This window comes from Cellulosimicrobium composti (assembly GCF_010287905.1).
GTDB classification, from domain to species: Bacteria; Actinomycetota; Actinomycetes; order Actinomycetales; family Cellulomonadaceae; genus Cellulosimicrobium; species Cellulosimicrobium composti.
In genome coordinates this window covers 1-23,153 of record NZ_JAAFAN010000004.1, presented here as the reverse complement: position 1 = coordinate 23,153, position 23,153 = coordinate 1, and the positions used below count along the sequence as shown (strand labels likewise).

Sequence of the window (23,153 nt, the reverse complement as noted above, 5' to 3'; positions counted from 1 at the left end):
AGCCCGCGTGAACCGCGTCACAGGTGTGCGGGAGGGGCTGGTTCCGACCCCGCGGCATAGATTAGCCTCACCTATGTGAGTCGAACCTCAGTTGCCCCGCGGACGGCAGGGGCGCCCGTCGCCCCGGCGCTCGCCGGGCACGACCTGCGGCTGTCCTACGACGCGCGCACCGTGGTGCACGGCGCGGCGCTGGACCTCGCGCCCGGGGCCGTCACCGCGCTCATCGGGCCCAACGGCTCGGGCAAGTCGACGCTCCTACGCTCGCTCGCCCGCCTGCACCGGCCCGACGCCGGGACCGTCGCCCTCGACGACGCGCCGGACGCGCTCGCGCTGCACGCCAAGGACTTCGCGCGGCGCGTGACGCTCCTGTCGCAGAGCCGCCCCACGCCGTCGGGCGTGAGCGTGCGCGACGTCGTCGCCTACGGTCGCCACCCGTACCGCGGGCGCTTCCGCTCGAACGACCCCGACGGCCCCCGCGCGATCGCGCACGCCATGGACGTCACGGGCATCACGGCGATGGCCGACCGCGGTGTCGACGAGCTCTCGGGCGGCGAGCTGCAGCGCGTGTGGCTCGCGACGTGCCTCGCGCAGGACACCCGGGTCCTCCTGCTCGACGAGCCCACGACGTACCTCGACCTGCGCTACCAGGTCGAGCTGCTCGACCTCGTGCGCGACCTCGCGACGCAGCACGGCGTGGCCGTGGGCGTCGTCCTGCACGACCTCAACCAGGCGGCCGCCGTCGCCGACCACGTCGTCCTGCTGCACCGCGGCGTCGTACGCGCCACCGGGCCCGCGGACGAGGTCCTCACGTCCGAGCTCCTCACCGAGGTGTACGGCATCCACGTGGACGTCTACACGCACCCGCTCACGGGTCGCACGTGCTGCGAGCCGCTCGGGCGGCACGCGGCGCGCCTCGACGCCGCCGTCCTCGTCTGACGCCGCACGACCACCGACGCACCTCTCGCACCACCCACCGCCCGGCGCGGACGCGCGGCCCACGGCCGCCCCGACGCGCCCGGGCACCGACCGAACCGAAGGACACCCATGCGCTCGACCACCCGCTCCCTCGCCGCCGGCGCCCTCGCGCTCGCCACGGCGCTCGCGCTCACCGCGTGCGGCACGACGGAGGACCCGGCCGCCGACGACACGGCGGACGGTGCGACGTCCGACGCGGCGTCGGGGCCCGTCACCTACACCGACGAGCGCGGCGAGCACACCCTCGACGCCCCGGCGACCGACGTCGTCTCGCTCGAGTGGGGCCTCACGGAGAACCTCGTCGCGCTGGGCGTCGAGCCCGCAGGCCAGGCCGACGTCGCGGGCTACAACACGTGGAACACGGTCGCGCCGATCGACGAGAGCACTCCCGACGTCGGCATGCGCGGCGAGCCGAGCCTCGACGCGATCTCCGCGCTCGAGCCGGACCTCGTCGTCACGACGACGGACGTGCCGGAGAACGTCATCGCGCAGATCGAGGAGGTCGCGCCCGTGCTCGCGCTCCGCGGCTCCGACGCCGAGGACCCGATCGGCTACATGCGCTCCACGGTCGAGACGCTCGGCACGGTCACCGGTCGCGAGGACGAGGCCGCCGCGGCGCTCGAGACGTACGACACGAAGATCGCCGAGGCCGCCGCGGCGCTCGACGAGGCCGGTCTCGCCGGCGCGGAGTTCACCATGGCGGACGGCTGGATCGCGAACGGCGCCGTCTCGATCCGCATGTACACGCCGGGCTCGTTCTTCGGCGCGATCGGCGAGGAGCTCGGGCTCGTCAACGCCTGGACCGAGGGCGGCGACCCGGACTACGGGCTCGCCCAGACCGACGTCGAGGGCCTGACCCGGCTCGGCGACGTGCAGTTCCTCTACGCCGCGAGCGACTCCGAGGCGGACCCGTTCGCCGACGGCCTCGCGGGCAACGCCGTGTGGGAGCAGCTGCCGTTCGTCGCGGCCGGTGACGTGCACCGCCTGCCCGACGGCATCTGGATGTTCGGCGGCCCGCTGTCCGCCGCCGCGTACGCCGACGCGGTCGCCGACGCGCTCTCCGCGGCCTGACGCACCCGCCCGGGGCACGACGACGAGAAGGCTGACGAGCACGGTGACGAGGCGAGAGCGCACGACGGCGGAGCCGGACACCCTCCTCCTGGAGGACCCGGCCCCGGCCGTCGTCCCCACGGGCGGCGCGGCCGCGGGCACCCCGGAGGGCCCGACGACGTCCCCGCCGCGGCGTTCGTCGCGCCTCGGGATCGTGGGGGCGTTCGTCGTGGCCGTCGTCGTCGCGGCCGTGCTCGCCGCGGTGCACCTCACGCAGGGCACCGCGGACGTCGGCGCGCTCGACCTGCTGCGCCTCGTCACGGGCGGCGAGGGCGTCGACCAGACGGTCGCCGTCCTCGTCGCCTCGCGCGTGCCGCGGCTCCTCGCGGGGCTCCTGCTGGGCGTCGCGCTCGGCGTCGCGGGCGCCGTGCTCCAGTCCGTGGCGCGCAACCCGCTCGCGTCGCCGGACACGCTCGCGGTCAACGCGGGCGCGTACCTCTCGGTCGTCGTCGTCGCGGCGTTCGGCGTCTCCGTCCCGTTCTACCTCCAGGGCGGGATCGCGTTCGCCGGCGGGCTCGTCGCCGCCGGCCTCGTGCTCGTCCTCGCGCGCGGCGGCGCGGACGGGCCCACGCGGCTCGTGCTCGCGGGCTCGGCCATCATGCTCGCCCTGCACTCCCTGACGACGGTCCTGCTCGTGCTGTTCGAGCAGGAGACCATCGGCCTGTTCGCGTGGGGGAGCGGCTCGATCGTCCAGTCCGGCACGCGCACGGTGACGCTCGCGACGCCGGTCGTCGTGGTCGGCGTGCTCGCCGCCCTCGTCCTCGCGCGCCGTCTCGACCTGCTCGGGCTCGGCGACGACGCCGCGACCGTGCTCGGCGTCGACGTGCGCCGCACGCGCGTGGTGGCGGTGCTCGTCGCCGTGCTGCTCGCGGCCATCGCCGTGACCGTGGCCGGACCGGTCGGGTTCGTCGGGCTCGCGGCGCCCGTCGTCGCGCGCCTCGTCGCGCGGCGCGTGCCCGGGCTCGGGCGGCACGTGCTGCTCCTGCCGTTCGCCGCCGTGACCGGCGTGGTCGTCGTCCTCGGGGCCGACGTGCTGCTGCGGCTCCTGCTCCCGGGCACGCTCTCGATCGCCGTCCCGACCGGCATCGTGACGACCGTCCTCGGTGCGACCCTCCTCATCTGGCTCGCCCGCCGCCTGCGCGACTCCGGTCCCGCGTCCTCGCGTGGTGGCCACGGCGCGCTGAGCCGTCCGCGCTCGCGGCGTGCCGTGCTCGTGGTCGTCGTCGTGCTGTCCGCCGCGGTCGCGGCCGCCGCCGTCGCGGGGCTCCTGCTCGGCGACCGGGTCGTGCTGCTCGGCGACGTCGCGAACTGGTGGACGGGTGCGGCGGGCCGCCACCTGACGTTCGTCCTCGACCAGCGCTTCCCGCGCGTCCTCGCCGCGCTGCTCGCCGGGGCCGCGCTCGCGCTCGCGGGCACGATCGTGCAGGCCGTGTGCCGCAACCCGCTCGCGGAGCCCAGCCTGCTCGGCGTGACCTCGGGTGCCGGGCTCGGCGCCGTGACGATGATCCTCCTCGTCCCCGGGGTCGGCATCTGGCCCATGTCGGCCGCCGCGGTGGTCGGCGCGTTCGCCGTGTTCGGGCTCGTCTACGGGCTGTCGTACCGCGGCGGGCTGAGCTCGGACCGGCTCGTCCTCATCGGCATCGGCGCCCAGGCCGGGGTCATGGCGCTCATCACGCTCCTCGTGGTGGTCGTCGCGCCCTGGGACGTCAACCTCGCGCTCACGTGGCTCTCGGGCTCCACGTACGGGCGCACGCTCGAGCAGCTCGTCCCCGTCGCCGCGGCGCTCGTCGTGCTCACGCCGCTCACGGCCGTGCTCCGCCGCGACCTCGACGTCCTGGCGCTCGACGACGACACGCCACGCGTCCTCGGCATCGCGCTCGACCGCACGCGACTCCTCCTGCTCGGCGTCGCGGCGCTCCTCACCGCCGCTGCGGTGTGCGCGATCGGTGCGCTCGCGTTCGTGGGGCTCGTCGCGCCGCACGCCGCGCGCGCCCTCGTGGGCGCCCGGCACGCGCGCGTCGTGCCCGTCGCGATGCTGCTCGGCGCGCTCCTCGTCTCCGTGGCGGACACGCTCGGGCGGGTCGTCATCGCGCCGGGGCAGATCCCCGCGGGCCTCGGGACCGCCCTGCTCGGCGCGCCGTACTTCGTGTACCTGCTGTGGCGCAGCCGCGGCCGCGGAGCGTGACGCGGATCACCGGACCGGTGGCCGTCCAGGGGCCGGGACGGGTTGACCCGCCTCGGGTCGCGTAGGTTAGCCTCACCTGTGTGAGCCTGACCGTCGTCGCACCCCGCACCCGCGCCCGTCGTCCCGCCCGGGCGACCGCGCCCTGGCGCTTCTTCGACGTCGAGGTCGCGCGGGTCGAGCAGATCTCGCCCAGCGTCCGCCGGTTCACCTTCACCGGACCGGAGCTCGACCTCTTCGGCGACCCGGGTCTCGACGTGCGGATCAAGTTCGTGCTCCCCGCGCCCGACGGCGGCTACGAGCACCTCGTGCGCGACGCCGACGCCTGGTACGCCGCGTGGCGCGACCAGCCGGAGGAGCGGCGCAACCCGCTGCGCACCTACACGACCGTCGCAGTGCGCCCCGAGGCGCGCGAGGTCGACGTGGACGTCGTGCTGCACGGCGACGCCGGCCCCGCGTCGCGCTGGGCGCTCGCCGCCGAGGTCGGCACGCCGCTCGTCCTGCTCGGCCCCGACGCGTCGTTCGACGGCCCCGTCGGCGGCATCGAGTTCCGCCCGCCCACGCGCCCGCACGCGCTCCTGCTCGCGGGCGACGAGACCGCGCTGCCCGCGATCGCCGCGATCTGCGAGGACCTGCCCGCCGACGCGTGGGGCGAGGTCTACGTCGAGGTGCCGCACGTCGGCGACGCACGCGACCTCGTGGCGCCCCCCGGCGTCCGCGTGACGTTCCTCGCGCGCGACGACGTCCCCGGCGGCCCCCGGGCCGCGCACGGCTCGCGCCTCGTCCCGGCCGTCAAGGAAGCCGCCGAGCGCATCCTCGGCGCCGGCGTCCTCGGCACCGACCCGCCCACCCAGTGCCGCACCGCGGAGGACCTCGAGGACGTCGACGTCGACGCGGCGGTCCTCTGGGAGGTCCCGGGCCTGCTCGACGAGGAGACCGTCCTGTACGCGTGGCTCGCGGGCGAGGCGAGCGTCATCAAGACCCTGCGACGCCACCTCGTCGCCGACCTCGGCGTCGACCGCCGGGCCGTCGCGTTCATGGGCTACTGGCGCGAGGGCCGCGCCGAGAGCTGACGCGCCCCGGGACGCCGACGCGGCACCGGCCGCGGTCCCGGCGCACGAGAGAGGGAGGTCTCCCGACCTCCCTCTTCAACGTATAGCGCACGGGGGGTCTTGCGGCAAGGCCCCCTCCGGGGCGCAGAATCACCGCTCCAGCGCGGGCCGTCCCGGCCTGCGCGTCCCCGCAGGACCGGACCGGAGCTGATGACGTTGCCCGACGCCCCCGTGACCGCCGACCGCACCACCGCCGCCACCACGACCACCGGCTCCCCGGTGTTCGACCTCCCGGCCCGCCTCGCCGCGAAGGCCGACCCTGCGCTCGTCGCCGTCGACGAGCGCCACTTCGCGGCGATCGCCGCGAGCCTCGAGCACTCCGTCGCCGACCTCGAGCAGCGCCTCGCCGCGACGCGCCGCGCACCGGGCGGCAGCGGGACGGAGGCGCTCGAGCGCGACCAGGAGGTCCACCGGCTCAGCGGGCGGCTGCGCCTCCTGCAGCGCTACGGCGTGGACCTGTGCCTGGGCCGCATGACGTTCGCCGACGGCTCGGTCGTCTACGTGGGCCGCGTGGGCCTCACCGACCCGGACGGCGAGCGGCTGCTCGTGGACTGGCGCTCGCCCGCCGCCGAGCCGTACTTCGCCGCGACGCCCGCGCAGCCGCTCGGGCTCGTGGCGCGGCGTCGCTACCGCTGGACGCGCGGGCGCGTGACCGACTACTGGGACGAGGAGCTCGTGCCGGGCGGTGCCGGGTCGAGCGCGGCGCTCGACGACCAGTCGGCGTTCGTCGCGAGCCTCGGCGCGAGCCGGTCGCCGCGGATGCGCGACGTGCTCGGCACGATCCAGGCCGACCAGGACGCGATCGTGCGCGCGGGCTCCCGCGGCGCCCTCGTCGTCGACGGCGGCCCCGGCACGGGCAAGACGGTCGTGGCGCTGCACCGTGCCGCCTACCTGCTGTACGCCGACCCGCACGTGGGCGGCGGGCACGGGGGCGTGCTCGTCGTGGGTCCGAGCCGCCCGTACCTCGCGTACGTGGCCGACGTGCTGCCGGGCCTCGGCGAGGAGGGCGTGCGGACGTGCACGCTGCGCGACCTCGTCCCCGAGGGCGCGACGGCGCGCGAGGAGACCGACTCCGAGGTGGCCCGGCTCAAGGCGTCGGCAGACCTCGTGGCCGCGATCGAGCCCGCGGTGCGCTTCTCGGAGCGCCCGCCGACGGAGGGGATGGAGGTCGAGACGCCGTGGGCCGACGTCTGGCTCTCGACGGCCGACTGGGCGGAGGCCTTCGGGTCGGTCGACCCGGGCACCCCGCACAACGAGGCGCGCGACGACGTGTGGGGCGCGCTCGTGGAGATCCTCGTGGACAAGGCCTGCGGGGGAGCCACGGAGGACGGTGTGGACGTGGCGCCGGACGACGTCCGCCGCGCCCTGCGGAGCCACCGCGGGCTCGGCGCCGCGTTCGACCGCGCGTGGCCGGTCGTCGAGCCGACCGACCTCGTGGCCGACCTGTGGTCCGTGCCCGCCTACCTGCGCCTGTGCGCGCCGTCGCTCACGCCCGAGCAGGTGCGCGCGCTCCAGCGCGAGGACGCGACTGCGTGGACGACGGCGGACCTGCCGCTGCTCGACGCCGCGCGCCGTCGCCTCGGCGACCCGGAGGCGTCACGGCGGCGGCGCCGCAACGAGGCCGCGGCGGCGGCGGAGCGCGCGCGCATGGACGACGTCGTGGACCACCTCGTCGCGACCGACGACAGCGAGCTCGGGATCATGCAGATGCTGCGCGGCCAGGACCTGCGCGACGCGCTGGTGGACGACGGCGCGCTCGTCGTCGCGACGCCGGACCGCCTCGCGGGGCCGTTCGCGCACGTCGTCGTCGACGAGGCGCAGGAGCTCACCGACGCCGAGTGGCAGATGGTGCTCGGTCGCTGCCCGTCGCGCAGCGTCACCGTCGTCGGGGACCGCGCGCAGGCGCGCCACGGGTTCGCGGAAGGGTGGCGCGAGCGGCTGGAGCGCGTCGGGTTCGAGCGGGTCGCGGAGTCCTCGCTGAGCGTCAGCTACCGCACGCCGTGCGAGATCATGGCGGCCGCCGAGCCCGTCATCCGGGCCGCGGTCCCGGACGCCAACGTGCCGACGTCCGTGCGCAGCACGGGCGTGCCCGTCGCGCACGGGGCGGTCGCGGACCTCGGCGCGGTGCTCGACGCGTGGCTCGCCGAGCACGCGGACGGCACGGCGTGCGTGATCGGGGTCGCGGAGTCCGCCGCGGCCGAGACGGTCTCCGCGACGCTCGGCGCGGACGCGTCCGGGTCGTCGCGCGTACGGGTGCTCACGCCCGAGACGGCCAAGGGCCTCGAGTTCGACCTCGTCGTGCTCGTGGAGCCGCAACGGTTCGGCGACGGCGTCGAGGGCGCCGTGGACCGCTACGTCGCGATGACGCGCGCGACGCAGCAGCTCGTCGTCCTCGACGGCTGACGACCCGCATCACGGGCTGACGACCGGCCCGGGGGTCGCGCGGCACCGCGGCCCCCGGGCCTGTCGGTGCCGGGACCCGGTCAGGCGACGGGGACCGCGAGGTCCTCGACGACCTCGACGCCCGGCAGACGCCCGAGCAGGTCGCCGGGGAGCAGGAGCTTGGAGCGTCGCACGCCGCTGCCGACGAGCGCGAGGGCACCGTCGGTCACGACGCGCGCGTCGACGAGCACGCGCCACCCCGCGGGCAGCCCCACGGGCGTGATGCCGCCGTATTCCATGCCGGACTCCGCCGTCGCGCGGTCGGTCGGCAGGAAGGACGCCTTGCGCACGTCGAGCAGCTTGCGGATGCGCGTGTTGACGTCGGCGCGCGTGTGCGCGCGGACCACGGCGGCGGCGACGCGCTCGTCGCCCGCCCGCGCGCCGCCCACGACGACGCAGTTCGCCGACGCCTCGACGGGCAGGTCGAACGCGGCGTTGAGCGTCGCGGTGTCCGCGAGGTCGGGGTCGATCTCCGTCACGGCCACGAGCGCGGCGACGTCCGGGTCGGCGTCGGCCCACCGGCGCAGCGCGTCGGCGGTGACGGGGGCGACGAGGTCGAGGTGGTCGAGCGCCGGCTCCCAGACGAGCGAGCCGAGCGTGGGGAGGGTCGTGCGGTCGTCCATGGCGACAGCCTGCCATCCCGTCGCGGCCCTGTGCGCCGAACATGCGTCTGCTCCCTGTCGAACATGCGGTCGTGGCCCGTACGGACCGCCGGACGGGCGGTATCCGCATGTTCGGCGGGGGAGAGGTTCAGGTAGAGGTCGAGGGTTGGGGGGCAACCTTCGAGCGGTGGTCGAGGGTTGTGCCGGGCATCTCGGACGAAGCCGACGGCCCTCACCTGCGGAGTTGACACCCCGCGACGGCGGACGTTCACTGGAAGTGTTCGAACATCTGTTCGAACAGCGGTGGGTGCAGAGCGTCGCCCCCAGCAGTCGACGCGCGGCAGCGCGTCCCGTCCGAGCAGCACCGGGAGGCGAGATGACCCTTCTCGCCGACCCCGCGGAACGGGCGGGCGCGACCGGCGCCACCACGGTCGCGGCCGCCGACAAGGCCGCACGCGCTCGCGCCGTCCTGCGCCGCGCCGAAGAACGTACCGGGGTGCGCCGACACCGCCCGGTCGCGCCCGCCACCCCGCAGGCCGCCACCCCGCCGGCCGCCGCCCCGTGCGCCGAGTCCGTCCACGACGCCGTCCCGTTCGTCGACGCCGTCCCGCGCGCGGAGGCCGTGCCGCTCGCCGAGGTCTCCTCGCCGGCGCCAGCCCGGCCCGCCCCTGTCGCGCCGGCCGGGCGTCCGGCGCGGGCGCGCGGCCGCCACGGCGCGGTCCCGGACGCGATCCCGGACGAGCGGGTGTGGCCGGTGCACGACGCGCTCGCCCCGCTCCTGCCCCTCGGCGGCCTGCAGCGCGGCACCGTGCTCGCCGTGCGCGGCTCGACGAGCCTCCTGCTCGCGCTCGTCGCGCGCCCGTCGCGGGCCGGGGCGTGGACCGCCGCGGTCGGCTTCCCGGCGGTCGGCCTGCTCGCGGCCGCCGACGCCGGCGCGGACCTCGACCGCGTCGTGCTCGTCCCGCGCCCCGGCCCCGACGCGGCGCTCGCGATCGCGGCGCTCGTCGACGGCCTGGACGTCGTGGTCGTCGGGCCCGACGCCGCCCTCACCGACACCGACCGTCGTCGGCTCGCCGCCCGGGCGCGCGAGCGCGGGGCGCTGCTCGTCGCCGCCACGGCGTGGCCGGGCGCGCACGTCGCGCTCACGGTCACGGGCGGCGCCTGGTCCGGCGCGGACCACGGGGCGGGCTGGCTGCGGCGCCGCACCCTCGTCGTCGAGCGCGCGGGCCGCGGGGGAGCCGCGCGCCCGGTGCGGGTCGAGGTCGAGCTCCCGCTCGTCCACGACGACTGGCCCGCGTTCCTCGCGCAGGACGCCCGGGACGCCGCACCCCCCGCGGCCGACGACGCGCCCCGCGCCGTGCCCGGCGGTCCCGTGCCCGCCCGGGCCGACGACCCCGACCGGCCCTCCCGGCTCCGGCTCGTCGGATGAGCCCGCACCCGACCCGCACGGCGGCCCTGTGGGTGCCGGACTGGCCGGTGCTCGCGGCGATGGCGGTGCGCGACGTCCCCGCGCACGTCCCCGCCGCGACGCACGACGGCCGCCGCGTCGTCGCCGTCTCCGCGACCGCCCGGGCCCAGGGCGTGCGCCGCGGCATGCGCCGCCGTCGGGCCCGTGAGTGCTGCCCCGAGCTCGAGCTGCTCGACGTCGACGACGCGCGTGACGCCCGCGAGTTCGAGCCCGTCGCGCTCGCGGCCGAGACCGTCGTCGCGGGGCTGGAGATCACCCGGCCCGGCCTGCTGCTCCTGCCCGCCGCCGGGGCGAGCCGGTACCACGGGTCCGACGCCGCGCTCGCGGAGGCGCTCGTCGCGCGCGTCGCCGAGCGCACCGGTCACGAGAGCCAGGTGGGCGTCGCCGACGGCATCCTCGCGGCCGTGCTCGCCGCGCGGGAGGCCGCCGTCGTCCCGCCCGGCCGCTCCGCCGCGTTCCTCGCGCCGCGGCCGGCGCGCGACCTCGTGCACGTCACCGCCCGGCCGGACGCCGCCGTCGCGGTCGACGAGCTCGTGGACCTCCTCGGCCGGCTCGGCGTGCGCACCCTCGGCGCGCTCGCGGCCCTGCCGCCCGCGACGGTCGAGGGACGCTTCGGCGACCTCGGCGCGTGGGCGCACCGGCTCGCGCGCGGCGAGGACCTGCGCCCGCCCGCGCGCCGCCGCGTCGAGCCCGACGTCGCGGTGAGCGCCGAGCTCGACCCGCCCGCCGAGCGCGTCGACGTCGCGACCTTCGCCGCGCGCCGGCTCTCCGAGGACCTGCACGACCAGCTCGTCGCGCGCTCGCTCGTCGCCGGGCGCCTGCGCATCACGGCGCGGACCGTCGAGGGCGACGACCTCGAGCGCACGTGGCGGCTCGACGGACCGGGCGCGATGAGCCCGGCGCGCCTCACGGACAAGGTGCGGTGGCAGCTCGAGGGCTGGCTCACCACCACGTCCGTCCGCGCCGGGCGCGCCGCCCGGGCCGCACGCCGGGGCGGCGAGCACGGCTCGCCCGGCGGGGCCGACGTCGTCCCGGGCGTCGCGCCGCTGGCCAGCCTGTCCCTCACGGCGGAGGAGGTCGTGCCCGCCGGGGCCGAGCAGCCGCGCCTGTGGGGCGCGTCGAGCGGCGAGGACGCGCGCGCCCACCGCGCGCTCGGGCGCGTGCAGGGCATCCTCGGCGGCGACGCCGTCCTGCGCGTGCAGGTCCAGGGCGGCCGCGACGTGACCGACCGCGTGCACCTCGTGCCGTTCGGGGAGGACGTCGCGCGCCCGCGCGACCCGGCCCTGCCGTGGCCCGGCGCGCTGCCGAGCCCTGCTCCCGCGCTCGTGCCCGTCGAGCCGCAGGACGTCGTCGTGCTCGACGCCGCGGGGCGGCCCGTCGTCGTCGACGCGCGCCTCGCGATGAGCGGTGAGCCCGCGACCGTGCGGTGGCCGGCCCCGCCCGAGGAGGACGCGCCCCGGGCTCGCGCGGCGGCGGCCCCGCACGGGACGGTGGCGCCGGGACCGGGCAGCACGCGCGCCGTCGTGGACTGGGCCGGGCCGTGGCCGCTCGCCGAGCGCTGGTGGACGCCCGCGCCCCGGCGCCGCGTGCACGTCCAGGTCCTGCTCGACGACGGCCGCGGCCTGCTCCTCGCGAGCGCCCGCGGGCGCTGGAGCGTGGAGGGGCTCTATGACTGAACCCCGGTACGCCGAGCTCCACGCGCACTCCGCGTTCAGCTTCCTCGACGGCGCGTCCCACCCCGAGGAGCTCGCCGCCGAGGGCGCGCGGCTCGGGCTCTCCGCGCTCGCGGTCACCGACCACGACGGCCTGTACGGCGTCGTGCGCTTCGCGGAGGCCGCGCGCAAGGTCCACCTGCCCACGATCTTCGGGTCCGAGCTCCACCTGCCCGCGCCCACCGCGACCGGCGCCCCCGTGCTCGACCCGCCCACCGGCGTCCCCGACCCGCGCTCGACCCACCTGCTCGCGCTCGCGCGCGGCCCCCAGGGGTACCGCAACCTCTCGCGCGCGATCGCGACCGCGCACCTCGCGACCGGGACCAAGGGCGCCGCCGACTACCGCCTCGAGCAGCTCGCGGAGGAGGCCGCCGGGCAGTGGCTCGTGCTCACCGGGTGCCGCAAGGGCGCGGTGCGACGCGCGCTCGTCACGTCCGGCCGCGCCGCCGCGCGCCGCGAGCTCGACCGGCTCGTCGCGCTCTTCGGCGCGGACAACGTGGCCGTCGAGATCACCGCGACCGACGAGCCGCGCGACGCCGACCTGCACGCCGCGCTCGCCGACCTCGCCGCCGACGCCCGGCTGCCGCTCGTCGCGACGACCGCCGCGCACTACGCCCACCCGCGCGACGCCGACCTCGCCGGGGCGCTCGCGGCCGTGCGCGCGCGCTCGTCGCTCGACGACCTCGACGGCTGGCTGCCCGGCGCCCCGACGACCCACCTGCGCTCCGCGGCGGAGATGCTCGCGCGCCACCACCGGCACCCGCAGGCCGTCGCGACGGCCGCCGCGCTCGGCGACGAGTGCGCGTTCGACCTGCAGCTCGTCGCGCCCGACCTCCCGCCGTACCCCGTGCCGGACGGGCACACGGAGGCCACGTGGCTGCGCGAGCTCGTGCGGCGCGGCGCCGAGGACCGCTACGGCCCGCGCGACCGGGAGACGGTTCCGGGCGCGTGGGCGCAGATCGACCACGAGCTGCGCGTCATCGAGGACCTGCACTTCCCCGGGTACTTCCTCGTCGTCTACGACCTCGTGGAGTTCTGCCGGGTGAACGGGATCCTCGCGCAGGGCCGCGGCTCGGCCGCGAACTCCGCGGTCTGCTACGCGCTCGGCATCACCGCCGTCGACGCGGTGCGGCACGGCCTGCTGTTCGAGCGCTTCCTCGCGCCCGAGCGCGACGGCCCGCCGGACATCGACATCGACATCGAGTCCGCGCGGCGCGAGGAGGTCATCCAGCACGTCTACCGGACGTTCGGGCGCACGCACGCCGCGCAGGTCGCGAACGTCATCTCCTACCGGCCCAAGTCCGCCGTGCGCGACGCGGCCCGGGCGCTCGGGTACGACGTCGGGCAGGCCGACGCGTGGAGCAAGTCCATCGAGCGCTGGGGGTCGCTGCGCGGCCCGGACCCGTCGTCGCCCGCGGCGGACCGAGCGGCGAAGGAGCGCGCGCTCGCGGCGAAGTCGTCCGGGTCGCCGGACCCGGCCGTGCCGTGGACCACGACGCGCACCGCCCGCAAGGACGCCGCGACGGCGCGGCTGTGGGGGAGCCGGGACTGGTCGCCCGACCTCACCGGCCGAGGCGCGCGCGTCGTCGACCCGCTCGCCGTGGACGAGGGCGACGTCCTGCGCGCGGACGACACGCACGACGTCGTGCCCGCGCACCGGCCGCCGTCGGCCGCGCAGGAGGGCGAGATCCCCGACGAGGTGCTCGACCTCGCCGACCGCATGCTGCGCCTCCCGCGGCACCTGGGCATCCACTCGGGCGGCATGGTCATGTGCGACCGCCCCGTCATCGAGGTGTGCCCCGTCGAGTGGGCGCGCATGGAGGGCCGTACCGTCCTGCAGTGGGACAAGGAGGACTGCGCGGACGCGGGGCTCGTGAAGTTCGACCTCCTCGGCCTCGGGATGCTCACGGCGCTGCGCATCGGGTTCGACCTCGTGGAGCGGCACGAGGGCGGGCCGCGCCTCGCGCTGCACACGCTGCCCGAGGACGACCCGGCGGTGTACGACCTGCTGTGCGCGGCCGACACCGTCGGCGTGTTCCAGGTCGAGTCGCGCGCGCAGATGGCGACGCTCCCGCGCCTGCGACCCCGGACGTTCTACGACATCGTCATCGAGGTCGCGCTCATCCGCCCGGGTCCCATCCAGGGCGGGTCCGTGCACCCGTACATCAACCGGGCGCGGGGCCGGGAGGAGGTGACGTTCCTGCACCCGCTGCTGGAGAAGTCGCTCGGCAAGACGCTCGGCGTGCCGCTGTTCCAGGAGCAGCTCATGCAGATGGCGATCGACGTCGCGGGCTTCTCCCCGAAGGAGTCCGACCAGCTCCGGCGCGCGATGGGGTCCAAGCGGTCGGTCGAGCGCATGGAGGAGCTGCGCGGGCGCCTCATGGACGGGATGCGCGAGCGGGGCGTGAGCGACCCGGCCGTGCGCGAGCAGATCTACGACAAGCTCAAGGCGTTCGCCGACTTCGGGTTCCCCGAGTCGCACGCGTACTCGTTCGCGTTCCTCGTCTACGCGAGCTCGTGGCTCAAGGTGCACCACCCCGCCGCGTTCTACGCGGGGCTGCTCGCGGCGCAGCCCATGGGGTTCTACTCGCCGCAGTCGCTCGTCGCCGACGCGCGCCGCCACGGCGTCACCGTGCTGCGCCCCGACGTCAACGCGTCCGACGTCGAGGCGACGGTCGAGCGGCTGCCCGCCGACCATGCGGCTGCGCCCTCCGACCATGCGGACAGCGATCGTCCCGGCGGCCGGACGGGCGACAACCGCATGTTCGGCGGGGAGGTGCGGATCGACACCGCGTTCGGGCCCGAGCCGGACCTCACGCTCGCGGTGCGGCTCGGGCTCGCGAGCGTGCGCGGGCTCGGCAAGGACGCGGCCGAGCGCGTCGTCGCGGCGCGCGGGACGCCGGGGGAGGGGCGGCCGTTCAGCGACCTGCGCGACCTCGTGCGACGCGTCGACCTCACGACCGCCCAGCTCGAGGGGCTCGCGACCGCCGGCGCGACGGACGGCCTCGGCGTGACGCGGCGCGAGGCGCTGTGGGCGGGCGGCGCGCTCGCGCAGGAGGGCCCGGGCACGCTGCCGGGCGTGAGCGTCGGCGTCGAGGCCCCGGCGCTGCCCGGCATGACCGAGGTCGAGACCGCCGTCGCCGACGTGTGGGCCACGGGCGTGTCCACCGACTCCTACCCGACGCAGTACGTCCGCGACGGCCTCACCGCGGCCGGGGTGCTCACCGTCGTCGGCGCCGTGGCGGTGTCGCGCGAGATCGAGCAGGTCGACGAGGCGGAGCGCGCCGCGGGCGAGACGCCCGGCACGCGACCCCACCCGTCGTCGCGCGTCGCCGTGGGCGGCGTCGTCACGCACCGCCAGCGCCCCGGGACCGCCGGGGGCGTGACGTTCCTGTCGCTCGAGGACGAGACGGGCATCCTCAACGTCGTGTGCTCGCCCGGGCTGTGGCAGCGGTTCCGGAAGGTCGCGCGCGGGTCCGCGGCGCTCGTCGTGCGCGGGCGGCTCGAGCGGGCCGACGGCGCCACGAACCTCGTCGCGGAGCACCTCGCCCCGCTCTCGCTCCAGGTCGCGACGACGTCGCGCGACTTCCACTGACGCGGCGCGCCGGCGTGGTAGAACGATCCGGACGGGCCCGCACCCGCGCGGCAGCGGGTCGGGACGCCGCACGCCGCTCACCGACGAGAGGACCGACATGCCACCGCGCCTCGACGCCCGCACGATGTTCTGGAGCGGCATCGGGCTCGCCGTGGGGACGGCGCTCGTCCAGAACGTCGGACTCGCGCACCTCACCTACGCCTTCTCGGGGACCTGGTTCGTCGGCCTGCTCCTCACCGTGCTCCAGATCGGGTTCACGGGCGGGATCGTGCTCGCCGGAGGGTCGTTCGTGGTGCGGGCGCTCCAGCCCGACGACGACGCGACCCGGCGGTCCGCCGCACGCTCCCCGTGGGAGGACCGGGACAACCGGCTCTCCTGAGCCGCGCACCTACGACGCGACCGGCGCGACGACGCACACCTCGAACGTGTCGCGCGCGCGGCGCAGCAGGTAGCGCACCTCCTGGGCCTCCTGCTCGTTCGCGTACTCGTCGCGGAAGCTCCACCGCGCGTGCACCCACACGAGCGCGTCGCCCACCTCCTCGACGCCCACGAGGTGCGCGACGACGCCCACGAGCCCGCGCTCGCGGAACCCGCGCGCGAGCTCGGCCGTCGACTCCCGGACCGCCTCGGGGTCGGTGAGGAGCACCGAGTCCGTCGTGCCGACGACGAGCGCCGGGAACGCGTAGCTCTCGCCGATCGTGTCGAGGTCTCCCGTGGAGAGCGCGACCCCGTAGGTCGTGAGGAACGTCTGGACGTCGTCGGCGTCGAAGGACTCGGTGGAGGGCTCCATGGTCCCGTTCTACCGCGCCCGCCGTCGGCGCGCGCGGGGCACGCGCACCCTCACCACGCCTGCGCGAGCAGCGCCGCGAAGAGCTCGTCGGCGTCGGCGTCGAGACCGCGCGAGGCGAACCAGGCGGCCATCGTGCGGCAGTCGCGCAGGAGCAGCTCGGTCCCGAACGGGTTCGCCACGAGGTCGACGACCTGCGGCAGGTCGATGACGACGAGCCGGTCCCCGTCCGCGAGCACGTTGTACGGCGACAGGTCGCCGTGCGTGTAGCCGAGGCGCGCGAGCACCGCCATCGCGTCGCGGACCTGGTCCCACCACGAGGCGAGCAGGTCGGCGTCGGGACGCGTGCGCGCGAGGCGCGGCGCGGCCTCGTGCACGGTGCCGTCCGAGGTGCCGACGAACTCCATGAGGATCTCGTTCCCGTCGATCTGGACCGGGTACGGCACGGGCACCCCGGCCGACCACAGCTCGCCGAGCGCGGCGAACTCGGCCGCCGCCCACTGCCCGGCCGCGACCTGGCGGCCGTAGCGGGACTTGCGGTCGAGGGCGCGGCGGTCGCGCGTGCGGCGCACGCGCCGGTCCTCGGTGTAGACGGTGTCGCGCCGGAACGCGCGGTGGTCGAGGTCGCGGTAGCGCTTCGCGGCGAGCAGCGAGCGCCGCGCGTCGTCGCCGGGGACGGCGCGCTCGACGAGGAAGACGTCCGCCTCCTTGCCGGTCTTGAGGACGCCGAGCTCGGTGTCGACGGCCGCGTCGGCCGTGACGACCCACTCGGGTCGCGGCTCGGGCCCGCGCTGGCCCTTCTCGACGGCGGACCACGTGGACCACCGCTGGTCCTCGGCGAGCGCGGCGTCGAGCACACCGGTCACCGGGCCGGCGTCGTCCGTGTCGTCGTGGCGCCGCAGGCGGCGCGGAGGGGGAGTGCGGGGGTCTCCCGCGAACGTCGGCGGGAGGTACGGGTCGGGGTACGGCGGGTCGTGCTCGGGCACGGGTGGGCTCCTTCGGGCGGGGAGCGCACGGCGCCGCCGCGCCGCCTCGCGGGCGGGCGGGGCGCGGACCGTCGCGGACGGTCCGGACCGCTAGCGGCGGTCGGGGCTCCCGGGGGTGGTGGACACGCGAGCGTGGCTCGTCCAGCTCATGGCGTTCCTCCCTTCCTCCGGTGCCCGACGGCGCGGGCGACGTCCTGAGACCGTCCCACCCGGGCGCGCGGCCCGGCAAGCGAATAACGGCGGGCGCGCCCGCGGCGTCAGGAGCCCGTCGCGAGCGCCTGGATCGCGGACGCCACGCGCTCGTACGTCCCGTAGGTGTCGAAGCCCATCTGGTCGAGCGCGGCCCAGACGAACCCGACGGTCGCGTAGAGCCCGACGGCCGTCGCGAGGACCCACTCGCGCACCGACCCCGTGGAGCCGAGCAGCGGCACGGCGAAGCTCCCGCTCGGGCGCCAGACGTCGTCGACGACGAGGGACCTGCGCACCCAGCGGGGCGAGCGGATCTTCACGGGCCACAGGAGGGGAGCGCCGTTCGTCGTGAGGACGTCGCCGAGGACGTGCACGGTCACGCCGATCCCGACGGCGACGGGCAGCCAGTTCCACTCCTCGGGGGAGAAGAGGGCGACGAGCACGGCGATCGTCAGCGACGTGGCCCACGGCACGAGCTTGCCGCGCCGCGTGAGCTTGAGCGCCTTGAGGGCGAGCGCGACGAGGAGCACCGCGAGCAGGCCACCGCCCACGTAGACCGTGCCGAAGCTCTCCGTCTCCACCGTGACGAGCCCGGCGAGCCAGGCGAGCGCGGTGAAGACCGCGATGCCCAGGAACGAGTGCGTGCCCTGCCGGTGCCCGCCCGAGACCGTCTCGACCGCGTCGGAGACCCACTCGCTCACGGGCGGCAGGGAGTGGGCGAAGGTCCCGTTGTGGTGGTCCGCGTCCGGGAGCAGCGCGGCCCCGGCGCACACGACCGCGCCCGTCATGACCCCGACCGACGACACGGGGTGCCACCCGAGGGCGAACGGGGCGGTGGACGTCACCGCGACCCAGGCGGCGGCGCCGGTCGCGGCGTGGTGGGCGCCCATCATGGCGGCGTTCTCCTGTCGTCGGTGACGCGCGGTTCGTCGGCGTCGGGAGGTGTGTCCGGAACGTCCGGAACCCTACCGGTCGCCGCCGACAGCGCCGAGAGCGCCGACAGCGCCGACGGGTCGACCGGGGCGCCGACGACGTGCTCCGTGGAGAAAAGTGTGCCAAGCAGTGCTGAGGCGCCCGGCCGGCGGCACCTGCGCTGGCGAGCAGGGGCAGGGGGTGGTCGCGTCGTGGCTCGACCGGGGGCGAGGTGGCGCCTCGCCGGAGATGGCTGCTCGACGCGTGGAGGAAAGGCGTGCGACGTTCCTCGGAGCGCGACCGGCCTGGTTGCCGGGGAATTCCGATGAATTCTGGAAATGGGGTTGTGCGGACGCGCGAAGGCGCGTACGGTCTTCCTCGGTCGACGACATTCCGGTGCGTGGGCCACCCCGACATGACCGAGAGGAGCAGTGCCGTGCGCGAACCCGTCCAGCAGGACCGGCGACGTCCCGTGCTGCCCCGCGAGCAGCGGCACGTCGTGCTGCCCGTGGCGTATCTCGGCGTGTCCTCGTTCCTCGCCGGCGACTCCGGCGGTCCTGTCGTCTGACCACAGCGTCGTACGACAGGCCGTCCCGGACATCGCCGGGGCGGCCTTTTTCTTGTGCGGGAATGCACCCGGTCGGGGTGCATTTCTCGTGCTGCCTTTCTGTTCTCTTCGCCGTCGGTGCGCATTTGTCGTGCGCCTACGGAGAAAAGCACTGCCTTCGTGGTCCGACGGACACGACGCCGCTCTGCGGAAGCGGAGACGGGGGTTCGACTCCCTCCGGAGGCACCTGGACGCCTCGCGTCCCGTCTGCTCGACGTTAAGGAGCACCAGCGCGCGTCGCTCCACGGCCGGAGCACCGGTTCTTGCAGCCGGACGCCGGAGGTTCGACTCCTCCCGCGCGCACCCTCGTCGCCCCGCCGGGGCGGCGTCATGATCGTCAGGACGACCCGAGGAGGTCAGCACCGTGAGCACCGAGGCCCACGCGTTCCCCGTCCCGCTGTCGGGGGCGAAGGCGCCCACCCTCATGTGGGCGCACGAGCACGCCGTCGAGCCCGCCGCGCTGCAGCAGCTGCGCAACATCGCCGCGCTGCCGTGGGTCGAGGGGGTGCGCGTCATGCCGGACGTCCACCTCGGCAAGGGCGCGACCGTCGGCTCGGTCATCGCGATGCGTGACGCGGTGTCGCCCAACGCCGTCGGCGTCGACATCGGGTGCGGCATGATCGGCGTCCGCACGTCGCTCACGGCGGAGGACCTGCCCGACGACCTCGGGCCGGTGCGAGCACGCATCGAGGCGGCGATCCCCGTCGGCTTCCACGCGCACGACGAGCCCGTGGACCCGCGCCGCCTGCGCTCGATCTCCGGGCGCGGGCCGGCGGAGGTCGCACGCGGCGCGGACGCGTTCTGGTCGCGGTTCTCCGGGCTCCACGCACGCGTGTCGGACATCGAGGGCCGCGCGCGCCGACAGCTGGGAACGCTGGGCGGAGGCAACCACTTTGCCGAGCTCTGCACCGACACCGACGGGCAGGTCTGGCTCCAGCTCCACTCGGGGTCGCGCAACATCGGCAAGACGCTCGCCGAGCAGCACGTGGCGGTCGCGAAGCGCCTCGAGCACAACCAGGGGCTCGTGGACCGTGAGCTCGCCGTGTTCCTCGGCGGCACGCCGGAGATGGACGCCTACCTCGCCGACCTGTGGTGGGCGCAGGAGTACGCGGCACGCTCCCGTGCGGTCATGATGACGCTCGTCGTGGACGCGGTGCGCGCGTCCTTCCCCGGGCGCGAGATCGCGTTCGAGGAGGCCGTGAACGTCCACCACAACTACGTCGCGGTCGAGCGCGTGGGCGACCAGGAGCTCGTCGTGACGCGCAAGGGCGCGATCCGGGCGGGAAAGGGCGACCTCGGCCTGATCCCCGGGTCCATGGGCACCGGCTCGTTCGTCGTGCGCGGGCTCGGGAACCCGGAGTCGTACTGGTCGGCGTCGCACGGCGCGGGGCGTCGGATGTCCCGCACCAAGGCGAAGAAGACGTTCACGCTCGACGACCTCGCGGCCCAGACCGCGGGCGTCGAGTGCCGCAAGGACGCCGGGGTGCTCGACGAGATCCCGGGCGCGTACAAGGACCTCGACGAGGTCATCAGCGCGCAGTCCGACCTCGTCGAGGTCGTCGCGCGGCTCACGACGCTCCTCTGCGTCAAGGGCTGAGCGCTTCTCGTCGCACCGAACATGCGGTTCGGGAGTGTCCGGGTGCACGGACGCTCCCGAACCGCATGCTCGGCCGGGTGGTGGCGACCGGGTGAGAAGCGCGCCACGTGTCGTTGAATCCTTGACTTCTGATCGACCGCCGTCAAAACTCGCTGCATCGGCAGCAGCCGACGTCCACGCACGCAGGAGTGCGCGCGCCGCCGGGCTGCCCACGGTGATGGCGAGCGGATGCCCGGCTCGCGCTCTCGACGACGAGGGAGAAGCACGCATGAATTTGTTCAGCGGCACGACGATCAGACGGGCGGTGGCGGCGGCGGTCGCGCTGCCGGTCGCCGGGGGAGCGACGCTCGTGGCGGCCGTCCCCGCGGCGGCGGACGACGAGGAGTACAAGATCCTCGTCGTCGGCGAGACGCTCGGCTTCCGGCACTCGCACATCGACGACACGACGCTCGCCCTCATCGACCTCGGTGAGGAGAACGGGTTCACCGTCGACGTGTGGGACCCGCCGAACAGCTCGTCGGGCTGGTGGGGACCCGGCTCGCCCGGTCAGCCCGACCTGACGATGGACTCGTCGCCGTTCACGAGCGCGGAGAACCTGTCGCAGTACGCGACCATCGTGTTCGCCTCGCCGGTCGACAACACGAACTCGCTCAACCCGGCGACGCCGCGCCTGCTCGACGACGCGGAGCTGGCCGCGTTCCAGGGCTACATCCGTGGCGGGGGCGGGTACGTCGGTCTGCACGCCGCGACGGACACGATGCACACCGTGCCCTGGTACAGCGAGCTCACGGGTGGCGGCGCGCGGTTCATCAGCCACCCGGCGCAGCAGACGGCGACGATGCGGGTCGAGAGCCCCGCGCACCCGTCGACCGCGCACCTGCCGGCCGTCTGGGAGCGGTTCGACGAGTGGTACAACTACTCGACCAACCCGCGCGACGACGTCCACGTGCTCCTCACGCTGGACGAGTCGACCTACTCCCCGGGCAACGGCGCGATGGGTGAGGACCACCCGATCTCGTGGTGCCACAACTTCGAGGGCGGTCGCTCGTGGTACGAGGGCGCCGGCCACACCGACGAGTCCTGGACCGACCCGCTGTTCCTCGAGCACGTGCTCAAGGGCATCGAGTGGACCGCGGGCAAGGTCGAGGGCGGCGGCAACTGCGTCACGTTCCCCGAGGTCGAGGGCATGGTCGCCGGGCTCGACACCTCGGCGGTCGGGGACAGCGTGATCGCCGGCGCGATCGCGTCGCTGCTCGGCAGCGCGCGCTCCGCGGCCGACGACGGCGACCCGGCCACGGCCGTCCAGGTGCTGGGCGCTGCCCGCGCGCTCGTCGACCACCTGTCGGCGGCGGCGGGCGACCGCGCGCTGCTCGCGACGAAGATCGACGACCTCGTCGACTGGCAGACCGGGCTCGTCGACGACGGCCCGTCGCTCGACCTCGCGGCCGAGGCCGAGCTGCGGACGATGGGCGGCAAGCAGTACCTCGCGGTGCGCGTGCTCAACGAGGACGAGACGCCCGTCGACATCACCGTGACGACGCCGTACGGCTCGAAGTCGTTCGCGGGCGTCGCGCCCGCCGCGAACGCCTACCCGGCGTTCGCGACCCGGCTCGTCGAGGTCCCCGGTGGCGAGGTGACGGTCACGGCGAGCGCCGAGCGCGACGGCGAGACCGTGACCGAGGAGATCGCGCTCGCGTACGCGGGCACGGCCTGACGTTCCCGACGTCGCCCGTCGCGCCCTCGCGGGTGCGGCGGGCGACGTCGTCGTGCTGGGGGACCGCGGCCCGGGTGATGTCGGTCACCCGGGGTCGCCGCCGCGTCATGACCGCGTCCCGTGCGCGTCTCATCCTGCGAGGGGCCGGCGATCCCGCGCCCCCGGACGAGAGGCGAGCATGCACGCGCACCACCTGACCGGGCACCCGACCGGGGGCACCGAGCCGTCCCCGGACTCGCGGCCGGACGACCCGGCGACCGCCGACGACCCGGCGACCGCCGACGGCGTGGTGATTTCCGAGGGCGCACCGGCCGACGCGGGTCCGTCCGACGCGGAGCTCGCGGACGCCGTGCGCGGCGGGGACGTCCAGGCGTTCGCCACCCTGTGGGACCGGCACGCCGGGGCGGGCCGTGCGGCGGCGCGCCGGATCACGTCCACCTACGACCCGGACGACCTCCTCCAGGAGGCGTTCGTGCGCGTCCTGCACGCGCTCCAGTCCGGCGCCGGGCCGACGGGCCCGTTCCGCCCGTACCTCTACACGACCCTGCGGGCGGTCGCCGCGACGTGGTCGCGCACGCCCGACCCGTACCCCGTGGACGAGGTGCCGGAGGTCGTCGACGAGCGCGACGCGACCGCGCTCGTGCTCGAGCGCTCGGTCACGGCGCGCGCGTTCCGGCGCCTGCCCGAGCGCTGGCAGACCGTCCTCTGGTACACCGAGGTCGAGGGGATGGAGCCGCGCGAGGCGGCGCCGCTGCTCGGCCTGTCCGCGTCGGCGACCGCCGCGCTCGCGTACCGGGCGCGCGAGGGGCTGCGGCGCGAGTGGCTCCAGGCGCACGTCACGACGGAGTCGGTCGCGCCCGAGTGTCGTTGGACGGCGGAGCGGCTCGGCGACCACGCGCGCGGCGCGCTGCCCCGCGCGGCGCGCGACCGCGTCGAGGACCACCTCACCGGGTGCCTCGCGTGCTCGATCCTCGCCGAGGAGGTCGACGACGTCGCCTCGCGACTGCGCGCCGTCCTGCTGCCGCTCGTGCTCGGCGTCCCCGCGGCGCTCGGCGCGGCGGGCACGGTCGCGCCCGTGGTCGCCGCGGCCGCCGCCCCCGCGCTGGAGAGCCCCCCCCCCGCCCCCCCCGGCAAGGGCGGGCCGCCCGGCCGCGCCGCGGGGG

Annotated in this window: 17 protein-coding genes and 2 tRNA genes; 15 read left to right on the top strand and 4 right to left on the bottom strand. The window is 75.9% G+C overall.

Annotated elements, in window-relative coordinates:
* The first annotated feature begins 75 nt into the window (after positions 1-75).
* The 5 genes from GYH36_RS01715 (at position 76) to helR (ending at position 7,782) form a co-directional block, all read left to right on the top strand.
* Entirely contained in the window at positions 76-936 is an 861-nt protein-coding gene (locus GYH36_RS01715) for an ABC transporter ATP-binding protein (protein ID WP_162288924.1), read from the top strand.
* A gap of 108 nt (positions 937-1,044) precedes the next feature.
* Positions 1,045-2,046: an ABC transporter substrate-binding protein gene (locus tag GYH36_RS01710; protein ID WP_162288923.1), complete on the top strand. Its 1,002-nt coding sequence runs from the start codon at positions 1,045-1,047 to the stop codon at positions 2,044-2,046.
* 43 nt (positions 2,047-2,089) lie between these two features.
* On the top strand, positions 2,090-4,270 hold the full coding sequence (locus GYH36_RS01705) for an iron ABC transporter permease (protein ID WP_312028460.1): 2,181 nt from the start codon (positions 2,090-2,092) through the stop codon (positions 4,268-4,270).
* 80 nt (positions 4,271-4,350) lie between these two features.
* Positions 4,351-5,340 (top strand): siderophore-interacting protein, encoded by a 990-nt coding sequence (locus tag GYH36_RS01700; protein WP_312028459.1) that lies wholly within the window; start codon positions 4,351-4,353, stop codon positions 5,338-5,340.
* A 189-nt stretch (positions 5,341-5,529) separates the two neighbouring features.
* Entirely contained in the window at positions 5,530-7,782 is a 2,253-nt protein-coding gene (helR, locus tag GYH36_RS01695; RefSeq protein WP_246209117.1) for an RNA polymerase recycling motor ATPase HelR, read from the top strand.
* Between the two features lie 80 nt (positions 7,783-7,862).
* Here the strand turns inward: helR and GYH36_RS01690 are convergent, their stop codons facing one another.
* A complete protein-coding gene (locus tag GYH36_RS01690; RefSeq protein WP_024840102.1) occupies positions 7,863-8,444 on the bottom strand; it encodes a YbaK/EbsC family protein in 582 nt (193 codons plus the stop codon).
* A gap of 355 nt (positions 8,445-8,799) precedes the next feature.
* Between GYH36_RS01690 and imuA' the strand changes: the two genes are divergently transcribed.
* The 4 genes from imuA' to GYH36_RS01670 all read left to right on the top strand — a co-directional run bounded on the left by imuA' (position 8,800) and on the right by GYH36_RS01670 (position 15,577).
* On the top strand, positions 8,800-9,852 hold the full coding sequence (gene imuA' / locus GYH36_RS19185) for a DnaE2-dependent mutagenesis accessory factor ImuA' (RefSeq protein WP_203231481.1): 1,053 nt from the start codon (positions 8,800-8,802) through the stop codon (positions 9,850-9,852).
* Positions 9,849-11,567, top strand: coding sequence for a DNA polymerase Y family protein (locus GYH36_RS01680; RefSeq protein ID WP_162288922.1), 1,719 nt, complete (start codon positions 9,849-9,851; stop codon positions 11,565-11,567). The genes imuA' and GYH36_RS01680 overlap by 4 nt, the downstream gene beginning before the upstream one ends.
* On the top strand, positions 11,560-15,198 hold the full coding sequence (locus tag GYH36_RS01675; RefSeq protein WP_162288921.1) for an error-prone DNA polymerase: 3,639 nt from the start codon (positions 11,560-11,562) through the stop codon (positions 15,196-15,198). The genes GYH36_RS01680 and GYH36_RS01675 overlap by 8 nt, the downstream gene beginning before the upstream one ends.
* A gap of 97 nt (positions 15,199-15,295) precedes the next feature.
* On the top strand, positions 15,296-15,577 hold the full coding sequence (locus GYH36_RS01670) for a hypothetical protein (RefSeq protein WP_162288920.1): 282 nt from the start codon (positions 15,296-15,298) through the stop codon (positions 15,575-15,577).
* 9 nt (positions 15,578-15,586) lie between these two features.
* Here GYH36_RS01670 and GYH36_RS01665 read toward each other — a convergent pair whose 3' ends face one another.
* The 3 genes from GYH36_RS01665 to GYH36_RS01655 all read right to left on the bottom strand — a co-directional run bounded on the left by GYH36_RS01665 (position 15,587) and on the right by GYH36_RS01655 (position 18,053).
* Positions 15,587-15,988, bottom strand: a complete 402-nt coding sequence (locus GYH36_RS01665) for a DUF6841 family protein (protein ID WP_162288919.1) — start codon at positions 15,986-15,988, stop codon at positions 15,587-15,589.
* A 50-nt stretch (positions 15,989-16,038) separates the two neighbouring features.
* Positions 16,039-16,971 carry a serine protein kinase RIO gene (locus tag GYH36_RS01660; RefSeq protein WP_312028458.1) on the bottom strand — a complete coding sequence of 311 codons (933 nt, stop codon included), beginning with the start codon at positions 16,969-16,971 and terminating at the stop codon, positions 16,039-16,041.
* A 257-nt stretch (positions 16,972-17,228) separates the two neighbouring features.
* On the bottom strand, positions 17,229-18,053 hold the full coding sequence (locus GYH36_RS01655) for a metal-dependent hydrolase (protein ID WP_024840109.1): 825 nt from the start codon (positions 18,051-18,053) through the stop codon (positions 17,229-17,231).
* Positions 18,054-18,508: 455 nt separating this feature from the next.
* Here GYH36_RS01655 and GYH36_RS19980 point away from each other — a divergent pair, with 455 nt between their 5' ends.
* The 6 genes from GYH36_RS19980 to GYH36_RS01630 all read left to right on the top strand — a co-directional run.
* Positions 18,509-18,640 carry a hypothetical protein gene (locus GYH36_RS19980; protein ID WP_256891150.1) on the top strand — a complete coding sequence of 44 codons (132 nt, stop codon included), beginning with the start codon at positions 18,509-18,511 and terminating at the stop codon, positions 18,638-18,640.
* 153 nt (positions 18,641-18,793) lie between these two features.
* Positions 18,794-18,865, top strand: a tRNA-Arg gene (locus GYH36_RS01650).
* A 44-nt stretch (positions 18,866-18,909) separates the two neighbouring features.
* Positions 18,910-18,982 (top strand) — tRNA-Gln (locus GYH36_RS01645).
* Between the two features lie 121 nt (positions 18,983-19,103).
* A complete protein-coding gene (locus tag GYH36_RS01640; RefSeq protein WP_115943685.1) occupies positions 19,104-20,276 on the top strand; it encodes an RtcB family protein in 1,173 nt (390 codons plus the stop codon).
* 268 nt (positions 20,277-20,544) lie between these two features.
* The gene (locus GYH36_RS01635) at positions 20,545-21,990 is read left to right on the top strand and encodes a ThuA domain-containing protein (protein ID WP_162288918.1); all 1,446 of its coding nucleotides are present in this window, start codon (positions 20,545-20,547) and stop codon (positions 21,988-21,990) included.
* Positions 21,991-22,168: 178 nt separating this feature from the next.
* Positions 22,169-23,153 (top strand): sigma-70 family RNA polymerase sigma factor (locus tag GYH36_RS01630; protein ID WP_162288917.1); only part of this gene is annotated, 985 nt, incomplete at its 3' end.

Excerpts from the sequence above, each read along its gene's own strand:
- GYH36_RS01710 (WP_162288923.1), top strand. The coding sequence starts at position 1,045 with ATGCGCTCGACCACCCGCTCCCTCGCCGCCGGCGCCCTCGCGCTCGCC.
- helR (WP_246209117.1), top strand. The coding sequence starts at position 5,530 with ATGACGTTGCCCGACGCCCCCGTGACCGCCGACCGCACCACCGCCGCC.
- GYH36_RS01690 (WP_024840102.1), bottom strand. The coding sequence starts at position 8,444 with ATGGACGACCGCACGACCCTCCCCACGCTCGGCTCGCTCGTCTGGGAG.
- imuA' (WP_203231481.1), top strand. The coding sequence starts at position 8,800 with ATGACCCTTCTCGCCGACCCCGCGGAACGGGCGGGCGCGACCGGCGCC.
- GYH36_RS01680 (WP_162288922.1), top strand. The coding sequence starts at position 9,849 with ATGAGCCCGCACCCGACCCGCACGGCGGCCCTGTGGGTGCCGGACTGG.
- GYH36_RS01675 (WP_162288921.1), top strand. The coding sequence starts at position 11,560 with ATGACTGAACCCCGGTACGCCGAGCTCCACGCGCACTCCGCGTTCAGC.
- GYH36_RS01670 (WP_162288920.1), top strand. The coding sequence starts at position 15,296 with ATGCCACCGCGCCTCGACGCCCGCACGATGTTCTGGAGCGGCATCGGG.
- GYH36_RS01665 (WP_162288919.1), bottom strand. The coding sequence starts at position 15,988 with ATGGAGCCCTCCACCGAGTCCTTCGACGCCGACGACGTCCAGACGTTC.
- GYH36_RS01655 (WP_024840109.1), bottom strand. The coding sequence starts at position 18,053 with ATGATGGGCGCCCACCACGCCGCGACCGGCGCCGCCGCCTGGGTCGCG.
- GYH36_RS01640 (WP_115943685.1), top strand. The coding sequence starts at position 19,104 with ATGTGGGCGCACGAGCACGCCGTCGAGCCCGCCGCGCTGCAGCAGCTG.
- GYH36_RS01635 (WP_162288918.1), top strand. The coding sequence starts at position 20,545 with ATGAATTTGTTCAGCGGCACGACGATCAGACGGGCGGTGGCGGCGGCG.